Annotated in this window: 11 protein-coding genes; 3 read left to right on the forward strand and 8 right to left on the reverse strand. The window is 70.8% G+C overall.

Annotation, left to right across the window (positions count from 1 at the left end; translation table 11 throughout):
* Positions 1-11: 11 nt before the first annotated feature.
* The 8 genes from F5972_RS13875 to wecB form a co-directional block, all read right to left on the reverse strand.
* The gene (locus tag F5972_RS13875; protein ID WP_150933847.1) at positions 12-539 is read right to left on the reverse strand and encodes a DUF1697 domain-containing protein; all 528 of its coding nucleotides are present in this window, start codon (positions 537-539) and stop codon (positions 12-14) included.
* A 234-nt stretch (positions 540-773) separates the two neighbouring features.
* Positions 774-965 carry a hypothetical protein gene (locus F5972_RS13880; protein WP_150933848.1) on the reverse strand — a complete coding sequence of 64 codons (192 nt, stop codon included), beginning with the start codon at positions 963-965 and terminating at the stop codon, positions 774-776.
* A complete protein-coding gene (locus F5972_RS13885) occupies positions 923-3,253 on the reverse strand; it encodes a DUF222 domain-containing protein (RefSeq protein ID WP_225311454.1) in 2,331 nt (776 codons plus the stop codon). Before F5972_RS13885 ends, F5972_RS13880 begins: the two co-directional genes overlap by 43 nt.
* Before the next feature lie 203 nt (positions 3,254-3,456).
* Positions 3,457-4,116, reverse strand: a complete 660-nt coding sequence (locus F5972_RS13890) for a response regulator transcription factor (RefSeq protein ID WP_150933850.1) — start codon at positions 4,114-4,116, stop codon at positions 3,457-3,459.
* Complete coding sequence (locus tag F5972_RS13895) at positions 4,104-5,378, reverse strand: sensor histidine kinase (RefSeq protein ID WP_150933851.1); 1,275 nt, start codon at positions 5,376-5,378, stop codon at positions 4,104-4,106. Before F5972_RS13895 ends, F5972_RS13890 begins: the two co-directional genes overlap by 13 nt.
* Before the next feature lie 42 nt (positions 5,379-5,420).
* On the reverse strand, positions 5,421-6,362 hold the full coding sequence (locus F5972_RS13900) for a CPBP family intramembrane glutamic endopeptidase (RefSeq protein WP_150933852.1): 942 nt from the start codon (positions 6,360-6,362) through the stop codon (positions 5,421-5,423).
* A gap of 198 nt (positions 6,363-6,560) precedes the next feature.
* Positions 6,561-8,630, reverse strand: coding sequence for a glycosyltransferase family protein (locus F5972_RS13905; RefSeq protein WP_150933853.1), 2,070 nt, complete (start codon positions 8,628-8,630; stop codon positions 6,561-6,563).
* A 214-nt stretch (positions 8,631-8,844) separates the two neighbouring features.
* Positions 8,845-9,972, reverse strand: coding sequence for a non-hydrolyzing UDP-N-acetylglucosamine 2-epimerase (gene wecB / locus F5972_RS13910; RefSeq protein ID WP_150933854.1), 1,128 nt, complete (start codon positions 9,970-9,972; stop codon positions 8,845-8,847).
* Between the two features lie 56 nt (positions 9,973-10,028).
* On the opposite strand from wecB, the gene F5972_RS13915 reads away from it, so the two are divergent.
* The 3 genes from F5972_RS13915 (at position 10,029) to F5972_RS13925 (ending at position 14,160) form a co-directional block, all read left to right on the forward strand.
* Positions 10,029-11,696 (forward strand): glycosyltransferase family 4 protein, encoded by a 1,668-nt coding sequence (locus F5972_RS13915; protein ID WP_150933855.1) that lies wholly within the window; start codon positions 10,029-10,031, stop codon positions 11,694-11,696.
* 98 nt (positions 11,697-11,794) lie between these two features.
* Positions 11,795-13,057, forward strand: a complete 1,263-nt coding sequence (locus F5972_RS13920) for a nucleotide sugar dehydrogenase (protein ID WP_150933856.1) — start codon at positions 11,795-11,797, stop codon at positions 13,055-13,057.
* Between the two features lie 14 nt (positions 13,058-13,071).
* Positions 13,072-14,160 (forward strand): glycosyltransferase, encoded by a 1,089-nt coding sequence (locus F5972_RS13925; protein ID WP_191910099.1) that lies wholly within the window; start codon positions 13,072-13,074, stop codon positions 14,158-14,160.
* Positions 14,161-14,218 lie beyond the last annotated feature (58 nt).

Here is a 14,218-nt window from a genome sequence, read left to right on the forward strand (position 1 = left end):
CTCGAACAGTCCTAGAGGTCCTCGGCGAGCGTGAGCAGGCGGGTGACGGTGTTCCAGTTGCGCATGGTCGCCGGGCCGGCCGAGTGCTTCTCCAGCAGCGGCGGCAGCTTGGGACGCCGCAGCCCGTCGGGGAAGTAGACGTAGAGCTCCCGCTCGCCGACCCGCATCTCCTCCGGTGCGTACGCCGCCGGGTCGATGCTCGCAAGCCCCTCACGGTCCGGCGGCCGGGTCAGGAAGACCACGGCGAACCGGGCCGGGTCCCTGACCTCCAGGGGATTGCGCTCCACCACACCGCGAAGCTGCTCAGCCGTACGGAGGATCACCGTTGTGGACAGGCCGAGCTCCTCCTGGAGCCCGCGCTCGATCGCGGCGGCGATCGGCTCGCTGTCACCGTCCGCCGTGAACAGGGCGTTTCCGCTGCGCAGGTGCGTGCGCACGTTCCCGTGCCCGAGGCGTTCGAGCAGTGCCTTGAGATCGGTCATCGCCACCGCGGTGGCGGGATTGACGTTGATGCCGCGCAACAGCGCCACATAACGCATCGCATCGCCTCCTTCCGGCGGGAGACTATCGCCCGATCATGTCAGGAAGCGTCAGGTATCGGGCCGCGATGCCGGCCGACCACTCGAGCTCTGATCCACGCGCCCGTCTCGCGACCGTCTCGAATCCTTGCCGGACCCGACCGGCCTCAGCCGGCAGCCATGACCCCCGGCAATCATGGCCCCCTGACTGCCCGCCACCCGCGACCATGCCGGCGGCCCGCACGTGGTTCGGCATCATGTCCTCGCTCGCCGACTGCTGTAGGGGTTGCGGTAGGTGAAGGCCCAGCGGTCGTCGCCGATGTCGCGGCGGGTGTAGCGGGTGGGGTGGCGGTAGCGGTCGCGGTTGTGGAACTGGCAGGCCGGTCCGAGCAGTTTGAGGTCGGTCAGTCCTCCGCTGCACCAGTCGTCGGCGTGGTCGTCTGGCACAGGGTGGCGGGCAGGGGGCAGCCGTCGACCCAGCAGGTGGCGTACCGGGCGAAGACGGCCCGGCGTTGTGCGGGGGTGGCCAGGCGGACCTTGCGGCCCATGTCGAGCACCTGCCCGGCGGCGTCCATGACGATCCTCACCAGAGTGCTGGTGCGGGCCAGCCGGTGCACGCTGGAGGCGGGCAGCAACTGCCCGGTCGCCAGGATCAGCCCCGGCAACCCCCGCAACCACACCCCCGGCGGACTGTTCACCCCCGCCCCCGGTCGAGCGTCGGCTCCCACCCCCGCCCAGGCCTCACCTCCCGGCCAGGCACTGTCGCCGTGTTCCGCACCCGGCGGAGCCTCGGCTCCCTCACCCGCCCAGCCGTCACCTCCCGGCCAGGCGTCACTTCCAGGCCGGGCGTCACCTCTCAGCCAGGTATCGCCGTCGTGTTCCGCACCTGGCGGAGCCTCGGCTCCCACCCCCGGCATCGCGCTCGGCGCCTCACCCGGCGTGAAGGCATGCCGGTAGTCCCCTGCCGTGTAGTCGTCGGCAGGGCAGTCACCGGCAGGGCGGTCCTCATCGGGCCAGCCAGACGCACGTTGGGGTCCAGTGCAGTTCCCGCCGCCACCCGGCTCGGCGTGCTCGTCGCCGGGGGCCGAGTCGGAGTGCGGCTCGGCTACGTTCGGGCTGCCCGTGGCCGAGCGCTCCGTAGCGGGACGCTCGTCGCCGCAGGGGGGAGCATTTACGCCAGGGTCCCGGCTGATAGGCGCGTCAGCCCAGTGCTCGTCGCCCCGCATCGGCGCATCGCTCCCGGGCCGGTCACCGTCGTACTCGGGTATGTCGCTCTCGCAGCGCCAGCTGTCGCACTCGGGGGTGTCGCTCTCGCAGCGCTCGCTGTCACGCCCCGGAGCATCACCGGCGCGGGGTCCGCTGCCGGGAGCCGTCGCGGGGTCGTCGGGGAGGGATTCGGCGTTGACCAGCACCAGAAGCTCTGTGACTATCTTGTTTTCCAGGAACGCGATGAACGCGTCCGCGTTGCGCACACTCAGCGTGCGGTCATCGCCGTCGGCCTTGGGCTTGGCGTAGACGTCGAGCAGGTGCTGCAACCGTGCGGCGGCCTCCACCGGCAGGTAGAACTCCCCCTCCGCACCGCCGTTCCTGCGCCGGCGTACCCGGAAGAACCGGCGGTCGAAGTCGGCCTGCTCGTCCTTCTCGTGGCCGTCGGGATCCAGCACCGCCCGCAGATACCGCCCCGCCTTGGCCACCTCCGCCGCACCCGCCGATCTCGCCAGCTCCAGCAAGATCCCCTCAGCCGTCTTCGCCTGGTCGTCGGTCAACCCGGAAGTGGCCGTACAGATCACCTCCACAATGCCCTCCGGCAAGCCGCCCTCCGCGAACAGGCGGCGCACCTCGTGCAGGCGGACCAGCTCCATGCCCATCGTCAGCAACCGGCCGGCTCCCGCAGGGGTCATCCCCCCAGCGGAACGCAGCCACAACTTCGTGGACGCATGCCCATGGCTCTTCGCCTCCCCAGCCCGGTGAACACGCCCGACCCGGGCAGCCAACGCCGAAGTGATCCGATCCCGGGCCGACAACAACTCCTCGGCCTCGGCCAGGCACACGCCCGAGTCCTCCGGCACCGGTACCAGCGCCACCGCCCGCGCCGCCTCAGCAACCGCCGCCACCGCCACCCACGACGACGACCCCGCGCTCGAAGCACCATCACAAGCACCATCACAAGCACCATCACAAGCACCACCAGAAGCACCGGCAGCGCCGCCAGGAACGTCACCGGACGCACCACTGGCATCCCGATGCCGGTCACGGCCCGCGTCGCTGTCACCGGGGTGTCCGGTGCCGGGGGCGCGGCCGGACACCCCGGTGGGAGCTCCGCCAGGACCGGCAGTGCCAGCGGCAGCGCCACCGGGGGTGCTTTCGGCCGCGCTCCTCCGGGGCCCGGCGTCCCCGTGCTCGTCGGTGTCAGCGGCATCGTCGGCCGGGCTCGTCGGGATCCCACCAGCTGGCCTCGGGGTGGAAGTGCCGCCACCTGCGGCAGTGGGGTTCTCGCTCGCGCTGTCCTGGGAGCGGCCGCCGTCAACAGCGTGGTTCGGCGCAATGGCAGGGTGGTTCGGCGCGACGGCAGCAAGGTTTGGCGCGACGACAGGGCGACGACGTGAATCCTCGGCGCCGGGCTCGGACGCAGGAGAGTCATCCGAGGACCAGAAGGGCGGGCCGTCGATGATCCTGGCCCACCAGGGATCAGCCGGAGGACGAGGCGCTGACACGTCGAACGTCGGAGACTCCATGCGCCCCTCCTCCGATCACCCCTGTGATTCGAACTCTTGCCCTAATCCTTTCATCACTCTCTGTATAGAACAAGCCGCCATGGCAATTACCTGGAGTCACAAAAAGTGAAGGCGCAGACGTTCACCGGTGCGGGGCGTACATAATGACCGTCGCTCCGACCAGGCAGACCGCCGCTTCGGCGGGGTGCGGCGTGTGTACGACGTCAGCCGCGGCGCTGGGTCTCCTCCAGGTAACGCAGGACGGCTGTGACCCTCCGGTCCGCCCGGTCGGTGGGGGCCAGGTCGAGTTTGGCGAAGATGCTGCGGATGTGCTTGTGGACGGCGCCTTCGCTCACGAAGAGCCGTTCGGAGATGGCGGTGTTGCCCAGTCCCTCGGCCATCAGGGCGAGCACGTCGAACTCCCGGGCGGTCAGCCGTTCCAGCCCGCTGTCGGTGCGGGTGCGCGTGAGCAACTGCGCGACGACCTCGGGGTCTATGGCCGTGCCTCCCGCGGCCACCCGGTGCAGGGCGTCGAGGAACTGGTCGACGCGGCCGACTCTCTCCTTGAGCAGGTATCCGAGCCGGTCGGTTCCGCCGGCGAGCAGTTCGGTGGCGAACGCCTGCTCGACGTAGGCGGACAGCACGAGCACCGCCAGGCCGGGCTGACGGCGCCTGGCCTCGACCGCCGCGGTGATGCCCTCGTCGGTGTGGGTCGGAGGCATCCGGACGTCGACGATGGCCACGTCGGGCCGGTGGGCGTCGACGGCCGCCAGGAAGGAGTCCGGGGAGTCGGTCGTGGCCACCACGTCCAAGGACTCCGCGCGCAGCAGCAGCGCGACGCCTTCACGCAGCAGCGGATCGTCCTCGGCTATCACGATCCGCATGACAACTCCACTTCGAGTGCGGTCGGCCCGCCGGGCGGGCTGGTCAGGGTGAGACGGCCGTCGTGCGCCTCGACCCGGCTGCGGATGCCGGTGAGCCCGGAACCGTGCCGTTCGTCCGCGCCGCCGACGCCGTCATCCTCGATCCGCAGGGACAACCGGTCGCCTTCACGCCGTACGGTCACCGTGGCGTGCCGGGCCCGGCTGTGCTTGGAGATGTTGGTGAGTGCCTCGGCGGTCACGAAGTAGGCGGTGGCCTCGATGGAGGCGGGGCACCTGCCGAGCGCGTCGACGTCGACCCGGCAGGGCACACCGCAGTTCGCCGCGAGCCCGGCGAGCGCGCCGGCGAGCCCCCGGTCGGCCAGCACGGGCGGCAGGATGCCGCGGACGACCGTACGGAGCTCGGCCAGCGCCTGCTCGGCGGTCTCCTGGGCGCGTTCGAGCATGTCCTCCGCGTCCGGCCGGTCACGGGCCAGCGCGCGGCGGGCCGCGCCGAGCATCACGGTGACCGCGACCAGCCGGTTCTGCGCCCCGTCGTGCAGCGAGCGTTCGATCCGCCGCAACTCCGCGGCGTGGGCGTCCAGCGCCGCCGCGCGGGTGGCCGACAGCTCCGCGATCCGCAGAGACAGGTCGACGTCGGCGGTGGGCGCCAGCAGCCGGCGTCCCGGCCACGCTTGCAAGCGGGCCATTCCCGTCCCGAGCACCAGGAAGCAGGCGGCCATTCCCACGCCGAGGATCGCGACCGCCATGGCGCCGGCGTCGTCACGCACGTCCCAGAACACCAGGGTCGGGGTGGGATCCTCCGCGGGCAGCGCCCGCCACCACAGCGGATACGTGATGTTCTGCACGGCGTTCAACACCATGGTCAACCCGGCCACGCCGAGGAACAGGCCCAGCGTGCCGTGCGCGAGGATCCAGCACAGCTCCCGCCGTACGGCCGGATCGGTGAGCGCGGCGCGTACGCCGGTCGGCGCGGGCCCCAAGCGGACGATCTCCGGACCCCAGCGGGACAACCGGTCACGCTCGCGCTCGGCGACGGACCGTACGACACGCGGCACGGTGGGCAGCAGGAGCAGGCCCACACCGATCACACAGGTCAGTCCGGCCACGGCGAGCCACACCAGAGCGGCGAGTGCCAGCAGCGCCGTGCTGAGGCCGCCGACGAGGTGTTCGAACGCGTGGAAGACGTCACGGGCGCGTGCGGCGACACCCCTCCGATCGTTTCGCCGGGTGTCGGCCGGTTCCGGCTGGTGCGCCGCCATCATGCACCCCCCTCGGGCCAGAGAGCTTAGAACAGGAATCGTCGATCAAGCAGCGTTCAGCTCTGCCTGGGCGAGCTCCGGCGCGTGTTCCCCGGCCGCACGGTAGCCGAGACGGCCGCGGGTGGCGATGAGCAGCAGGATCGCCGCCGTGGTGGCCGCGAGCAGGGTGACATGGCTCGCCTGCTCGGCGCTGGCGATCGACGGGAACATCTCCCCGTAGGGGAGCGACATGAAGTTGTTGACGCTCACGTGCAGCAGCATGACCAGCGGCAGGCTCTGACCGGTCCGGTTGAACATCCAGGTGACGACCACGCTGAAGGCGCAGCAGAAGGCGACGAACTCGCCGACTCTCATCATGGTGACGTCCGGCCACCCACCCCACTCGCTCAGGAACAGCGGCAGATGCCAGACGCCCCACAGCAGGCCGAGGATGGCCGTGGCGCCCAGCGGGCCGAACCTGCGCTGCATGCGGGGCAGGGCGAAGTCACGCCAGCCGGGTTCCTCGGCGAGACCGGTGGTGACCATCTGGATCAGCAGGCTGGGCACGTAGGCGACCAGCACCGCGACGGGCGGGATGCGGATGTCTTCGCCGGAGAACGCGAGAGAGGCGGCGATGATGGCGGCGGGGACGCCGAGGACGGCCACGAGGTACCAGACCCAGCCGACCCGCCACTTGGTCATCCTCCGCAGCCACCGGCGGACGCCTTCCTTGCCGTCCGCGACCCTGGTCACGATGTACGCGGCGAAGATGGGGCCGAGATAGGCGCCGGGCAGCACCCCGGCGATCTGCGTGCTGCCGAGGAACCGGGGGAAGGCGAAGTCCCAGACCGCCAGGCCGGTCGCCGAGAGGATGTAGGGCACCCAGGCGACCCAGCTCATCAGGTTGGCCAGGACGAAGAAGCTGATCAGCGGATGGTTGCGGATTAAGCCCCGAAGCCCGCTCTGACTCGTGTACCGCTCGGCCTCCGGCCGGCTGTCGACTGCCATTTCACTCTCTCCTGTGGGAGCGCTCGACTGACAGTGATCAGCACATCAGCCGCGGGCCCTCCCGGTCGCTCCCGCGTACACCCCAATGGAGGTACAGCCAGGGGTACCAAGGAGAAAGCGACCAGGTCAGAGCGTCGGCCGCGAGACGGAGAGAGGGTCGCGGAGCAGGACCGCGACCCTCTCTCCGGACGAGTACGTTCAGATGAGCACGTGCGGCTCGGGGTTGCCGGCGAAGCAGAACTGGGCGTTGCGGGTCAGCTTGTAGTCCGCGGCCTGCCAGGTGTGCGCGGTGGCGTCGGAGCCGCGCATGTAGATGAAGTTGTAGCGGTCGGCCGAGTAGATCCGGACGCCCTCTTCCTTGCAGCGCCGTACGAGCCGGGTGTCCTCGCCCGCGTTGACCGCCTCGAACGGGAACGCCCGCAGCAGGTCGGTCCTGGCCAGGATGGTCGCCCCCTGGATGAGGTGGGCGTAACGGTGCTCCAGCCCGGGAAGGCGGAAGATCGTGACGTCCTGGTCGGGGAAGTAGGTGTAGTGGGCGCCCTTGCCGACCATCTCGGCGTCGGCGTAGTCGAAGGAGCGGACCAGGTCGGACAGGTAGTGCTCGCCGTAGATGTTGTCGTCGTCCATCTTCGAGATCAGCTCGCCGTCGGCGTGGGCGATGCCGTGGTTGAGCACCTCTCCGAGCGTCCAGGACGGGTCGGCGGTGAGCACCTTCACGGCCGGGATGCCCGCCGCGAGCGCCTTGTCGCGCACGACCGCCGGGTCCTCCGACAGGCCGTGCATGACCAGCACGAGCTCCAGGTCGCGGTGCCGCTGCCGGGCCACCTGGGTGATCGCGTGTTCGAGCTGGCCGGCCCGGTTGGTCGGCAGCACGACGGAGATCGACCGCGAGCGCGACACGACCGGCAGGCCGAGGTCGGTGAGGATCTGGTCGACCCGGTGGGAGAACAGGTGCTTGTCGAACACCTCGCGCATCGCCAGGTGCCCCTGCCGGGCGCGCAGCTCCGGGCTGTTGATGAAGTAGATCGCCCGGTTGTACGCCTCCTCCTGCGAGTGCGCGACCGGGATCAGCGGGCCGAAGGTCTCCTCGATGGCCCGCGACCAGCCCGACAGCACGGTGGTCGAGCAGGCCGACAGCTCGAAGACGCGCCGGGCGCACATGGTCGGCGAGTCGATCACCGAGTTCACGTTCAGGAAGACCTTGTACATCTTGTACGCCGCCAGCATCTGCTCGTACGGCAGCTCGCCCGCGATGTGGGGGCGGTACTCCTCCGGCCAGGCGTACTTGTCGGCGACCGTGCCGTTCCTGGCGAAGATGTGCAGGCCGAGGGGGCGTACGGGCGCGAGGATCGTCTCCATCTGCTCGCGCCGCTCGGGGTGCTTGTCGCGGAAGTACATGCCGGCGAAGACGACGTCGTACGGCCGGCCCTGCTTGGTCTGGATCGGGTTGTGGATCCGCGGCTGGGCGGCGAACTGCAGCACGCCGACACGGTCATGACCCAGCATCTCGCGATATTTCGGGATCATGTCGCCGTCGCACGTGTACACGTGGTCGAACAGCTTGGCCGTCTCGATGAAGAAGTCGAAGTTGGGCGGGTCCTCCTTGTTCCAGAAGACCGTGGGGATGCCCTCCTCCCGGCACCAGGCGATCAGGTCGCGCAGCTCCTGCTTGGGCGCGTTGGTCCCGGTCATCTGGTAACGCCAGCGGCCCTGGTTGCCGTGCCAGGCCGACTCGCAGAACAGCATCTCCGGACGCCGCTCCGCGAAGATCTCGCGCCAGTCCTGCAGCCCGAACTCGATCTGGTCCCACTCGTATTTGAACGCCATGCGGGAGAAGTCGTCGAGGATCACCGCGACCCGCATGTCGGGCCGTACGACCGGGCCGTCGGGCCACTGGAGGGTCGGGATCTTGACCTCGGGACCCCGCGCCTCGGCCGCGGCGGCGACCTCGATCGCGGACGGCGGCGCCTTCGGCGCCTTTCTGCCGTCCTTCATCGCCTTGCTGAGGTCGCGCGGCAGCCGGACGATCTTCTTCGGCCTGGCCGCGTTCGTCAGCACCTGCGCGACCCGGTACGGCTTCTGGGTCTGGGTGGCCTGGAGCCGCCAGAGCGCGTAGTCGGCGCGGGCCTCCTGGTAGGCGAGCCGGTTCTCCAGGTCGCGGATGCGCGCCTCGTACTGCTCGACGTGCTTGCGCTCCTCGGGCAGCCAGTTCACCGGCCCCAGCCGCTGGAAACGCGGCTCTTCAGGAGTCTCGTCGGTCTCAGCCATGCTTCCCCCTCAAGGAAGAGCCATCGTACGGCTGTCGCCGCCGCCTTTATGCCGAAATAGGGGATTTAGCGGATCGCTCGCCAGGCGCTAGCGCGCCTGGCCTGTGTTTCCCGCTCACCATCGGGGCGCTCACGTCCGCCGTCTTCCCTCGTCGCTCGTTCCTCGCTCCTCGGTCCAGACCGGCGGCGCGCCCCTCCGGATCGCTCGCCAGGCGCTAGCGCGCCTGGCCCTTGGCCGCGGGGGAGAGGTTGTCGCCGCGCAGCCAGGCGTCGATGACGCGGGCGATCCTCGGCCCGGCGGCGCCGTCCCAGAGCGGCGGCAGTTCCCCGCTCGGAGTGGCCGCGCCGTCCGCGAGCGCCTTCGACGCGGCGGCGGGCAGCGCCGCCGGGGTCACGAGCCGGTTCGTCCCGTGGGTCACCGTGATCGGCCGCTCGGTGTTCGGCCGTACGGTCAGGCACGGGACGCCCAGCATGGTCGTCTCCTCCTGCACGCCGCCGGAGTCGGTCACCACCAGGGCGGCGCCCCGGACCAGGGACAGGAAGTCCACGTAACCCAGCGGGTCCACGATCCGCAGCCCGTCGCGGTCGACGAGGCCGGCCTCCGCGAGGCGCTGCCGGCCGCGGGGGTGCAGCGGCACGATCACCGGCACCTGCTCGGCCACCCCGAGCACCGCGTCGACCAGTTCGCGGGCCGCCTGGGGGTCGTCCACGTTCGCCGGGCGGTGCAGCGTCGCCACGGCGTACCGCCCGGTGATTCCGAGGCGCTCCTGGACCGGCGCGGGGTCGAGCGAGGGCAGCGCGGCGAACAGGCTGTCGATCATCGGGTTGCCGACGAGGTGCACCTTCGCCGGGGCCACGCCCTCGTTGGCGAGGTGCGACAGCGCGTCCGGCGAGGTGGCGAACAGCAGGTCCGACAGCGCGTCGGTGACGATCCGGTTGACCTCCTCCGGCATCCCCCGGTCGAAGGAGCGCAGGCCCGCCTCGACGTGCGCGGTCGGCACGCCCAGCTTGGCGCAGACCAGGATCGCCGCGAGCGTGGAGTTCACGTCGCCGTAGACGACCACGAGCGCCGGGCGGTGCTCCAGGACGAGGTCCTCAAGCCCGGTGAGGAGGGCCGCCGTCTGCCGCGCGTGGGTGCCGCTGCCGACGCCGAGGTTCGCGATCGGCTCGGGCAGCCCGAGGTCGGCGAAGAAGACGTCCGACATCAGTGCGTCGTAGTGCTGGCCCGTGTGGATGATGCCCTGCCGGACGCCGAGTGCGGCCAGTCCTTTGACGACGGGAGCCGCCTTGACGAAGTTGGGCCGGGCGCCCAAAACGTGCAGGACGAGGGGGTGGTCTCTCATCTACCTCGCCTTTCACCTAACCCTGGGACAAACGTTGCCTATGGTACGGTCGCGCCGTGGAAACCGAGGCCAACAAGCCCGTAAAGGCCGTGTCCGCCGCCTCCGCGAAGGCCGGTCTCGGCGGCTTCCTCCGGGGGTTCGCGAAGAACCCCGTCATCGTCTCCCGGATCGTCGCCGGCAAGGTCAAGTCCGACCCGATGCGGGTCGCCCAGGCGGCCGCAGACGCGATGCCGGCCGGGATGCGCCCGTTCGTCGGCCGCGTCGCCTGGCCCGCCGCCCGCTTCGTCAAAGTGCGTACGCGCAAGATCCTCCAGCGGGCCGCCAAGGGTCCGCTGAAGGAGGCGAAGGCGCACTTCGACGCCGGGCGGATGTCCGAGTCGATCAGAGTGCTCCAGGCGCAGTCCCGGTGGCCGTTCGTCCGCCGCAGGATCGCCTACTACGAGGGCGAGCTCGCCGCGCTGGGCCCGGACCCGATCCCGCCGAAGCCCAAGGTCATCATGGGCGAGCGCGTGCCCGGCCGGGTGCTGCACATGGTCACCAACGCGCTGCCGTACACGCAGGCGGGATACACGGTGCGCACCCACCGCATCGTCAGCGCGCAGCGGGCGGCCGGGCTCGACCCGCACGTCGTGACGAGCTGGGGCTGGCCGATGCTCCAGGGGCACACCGACGCCGAGCCGTACGAGGAGATCGACGGGGTCCCCTACTACCGGCTGCTGCCCAAGGACGACGTCCCGTTCGAGACGCAGGGCCGGATGATCCGCGGCGCCGCGGACGTGTCGGAGCTGGTCCGCACGCTCCGCCCGCAGGTCCTGCACGCGGCCACCGACCACCGCAACGGCTCGGTCGCGCTCGCCGTCCGCGAGCGGACGAACACCCCCTTCGTGTACGAGGTGCGCGGCTTCCTGGAGGAGACCTGGGTCTCCCGGGACCCGGAGCGGGTCGGCAGCGAGCGGCACGTCCTGCAGCGCGAGCGTGAGGCGCGCATCATGCGCGAGGCCGACGCGGTCGTCACGCTCGCCGAGACCATGGCCACCGAGATCATGGAGCGCGGCGTCCCCCGGGAGCGCATCTTCCTCGCGCCCAACGCGGTGGACGACTCCCTGCTGACCGCCGACTACGACGGCGAGGCGTTCCGCCAGGCGTACGGCGTCGGCCGCGGCGAGATCGTCGTGGGCTCGGTGTCGAGCATCGTGGGCTACGAGGGCTTCGCCACCCTGCTGAACGCCGCCGCGCTGCTGCGCGACGCCGGGACGCCGGTGCGGGTGCTGCTCGTCGGCGACGGCGCGGAGCGGCCCGCACTGCTCGAACAGGTCGAGCGACTGGGCCTGACGGACGCGATCCTGCCCGGACGGGTCGGCCCGGACGAGGCGCTGCAGGCGCAGGCCGCCATCGACATCTTCGTCTGCCCGCGCGAGGACCTGCGCGTGTGCCGCCTGGTCACGCCGCTGAAGCCGGTCGAGGCGATGGCGCTGGGCAAGCCGGTCGTGCTCAGCGACCTGCCCGCGCTGTCGGAGCTCGTCGGCGGCGAGGGCGCGGGCCTGCTGGTGCCGCCCGGCGACCCGGCCGCGCTCGCCAAGGGGCTGGCCGCGCTGCGCGACGATCCGGAGCGCCGCCGGGTCATGGGTGAGGCCGGCAAGGCCGAGGTCGCCGCGCACCGGACCTGGAGCAGCCTGGCCAGGACCTACCGGGGGATCTACCAGTCCCTGACCGAAAACCGATAAAACGCACGAAGTCCGATGTGTTGCATCAGGCATGCCTGGTGCCGAGTTGAGATAACCTTTGCCACCATGAAGTGTTGTTTCCGCCCTCAGGCCGTATCGTGACCGCCTTCGATCTCACGATCATCGGGCTGGGATACGTGGGCATGCCGCTGGCCAAGGAGGCCACGGCGGCCGGTCTGCGGGTGGCTGGTCTGGACGTCGATCCCCGCAAGGTGGACGCGCTCAACGCCGGCCGCTCCTACATCGACGACCTGACGGACGCCGACCTCGACGCGATGCTCGCGGCGGGTTTCACCGCCACGCTCGACGCGTCGGTGCTGTCGCGGTCGCGCGCGATCGTCATCTGCGTCCCGACGCCGCTGGACGAGGACCACCGTCCCGACCTGTCGGCCGTCGAGGGCGCCACCCGGGCCGTGGCCGAGCGCCTCCAGGCGGGCACGCTCGTCGTGCTGGAGTCCACCACGTGGCCCGGCACCACCGACGAGCTCGTACGGCCGATCCTGGAGGAGTCGGGGCTCACCGCGGGCGGCGACTTCCACCTGGCGTTCTCGCCGGAGCGGATCGACCCGGGCAACCCGAAGTTCGGCCTGCGCAACACCCCCAAGGTCGTCGGCGGCTACACCGCGGCCTGCAAGGAGCGGGCGGTCGCCTTCTACGCCCAGTTCGTCGAGCGGGTCGTGCCGGTCAGCGGCACCCGCGAGGCGGAGATGGCCAAGCTGCTGGAGAACACCTACCGGCACGTCAACATCGCTCTCGTCAACGAGATGGCGATCTTCTGCGACGAGCTCGGGGTGAACCTCTGGGAGTCCATCGAGGCGGCCTCCACCAAGCCCTTCGGCTACCAGAAGTTCCTGCCCGGCCCCGGCGTCGGCGGGCACTGCATCCCGGTCGACCCCTCGTACCTGTCGTACACGGTGCGCAAGCTCGGCTATCCCTTCCGCTTCGTCGAGCTCGCCCAGGAGATCAACGAGCGGATGCCGTCGTACGTCGTGGCCCGGGTGCAGCGGCTGCTCAACCGGGCCCGCAAGCCGGTGAACGGCTCACGCGTGCTGCTCCTCGGCGTGACGTACAAACCAGACATCGCCGACGAGCGGGAGACGCCCGCGATACCGGTGGCCGAGGCGCTGCTGGAGCTGGGCGCGGAGCTGTCGTTCTGCGACCCGTACGTGAAGGAATGGTCGGTCGAGGGCAGGGCGATCCCCCGCGAGGAGGATCTGCGGTCGGCCGTGGCCGCCGCGGACGTGGTGGTCCTGTTGCAGCAGCACGCGGCGTTCGACCTGGACGTGGTGGAGGACCACGCCCTTCTCGTCCTGGACACTCGTGGCGTGCTCGCCACGAGCGAACGCGTCGAGCGGCTGTAGGAAGGGTCCGCGCCGTGCACGTGCTCGTCATGACGGTGGTGCATCACCCCGAGGACGCCCGGATCCTGCACCGGCAGATCCGGGCACTCGTCGATGCCGGTCATGAGGTCACGTACGCCGCGCCGTACACCGCGCGGGGAGTCGTGCCGCGCTCGTGGGTGACCGGAGTCGACCTGCCGAGGGCCGCCGAGCGGCGCCGCCTGTCGGCGGTGCGGGCGGCCCGCAAGCTCTTCAAGAGCATGCGCGGGAAGGTCGACCTGGCGCTCATCCACGACCCCGAGCTGCTGTTCGCCGTCGCCGGGGTGCGCAAGAGCCCGCCGGTGGTCTGGGACGTCCACGAGGACACCCCCGCGACGCTGTCGCTCAAGCCGTGGCTGCCGGCGTTCCTGCGCCCGCCGACGCGGTACCTCGCCCGGCTCCTGGAGGGCACGGCCGAGCGCCGGATGCACCTGCTGCTGGCCGAGGCGGCGTACGCCGGCCGGTTCCGGCAGCGGCACCTGGTGGTGCCGAACGAGACCTGGGTGCCCGACAGCGTCAGCCCGCCCGGCGACGACCGGGTGGTCTACCTGGGCTGGCTGTCGGAGGCCCGGGGCGTGCAGGAGGCCGTCGAGGTGGCCCGCCTGCTGCAGCCGCACCGGGTGGCCGTGGAGCTGATCGGGTACGCCGACCCGCAGAGCAGGCCGCTGCTCAACGAGGCGGTCGCGCAGGGCGTGCTGGAGTGGCGCGACTTCATGCCGAACGACGAGGCGCTCAAGCGGCTCGACGGCGCGCTCGCGGGGCTGTCGCTGCTGCACGACGAGCCCAACTACCGCCACTCCATGCCCACGAAGATCGTGGAGTACATGGCCCACGGCATCCCGGTCATCACCACCCCCTCGCCGCGGGCCGTCGAGCTCGTGGAGCGTTACCAGTGCGGCATGGTGGTCCCCTGGCGGGACCCGCAGGCGGTGGCGCGCGCGGTGCTCCAGCTCAGGGACAACCCGTTCGAACGGCGCGGCACCGGCGGGCGCGGCTACGCCGCCGCGCGGGCGAACCACCACTGGCCCAACTCGGCGCGTCGTTTCGTCGACCAGCTGGAAGCGTGGGCCGGCGTCAAGAGCTGAAGCCCCGGTGAACACTTCGGCGTGACAAGTTCGACGATCGACGGGCGGGTAGTGTCCT

Source organism: Microbispora cellulosiformans (assembly GCF_008728085.1).
GTDB classification, from domain to species: Bacteria; Actinomycetota; Actinomycetes; order Streptosporangiales; family Streptosporangiaceae; genus Microbispora; species Microbispora amethystogenes.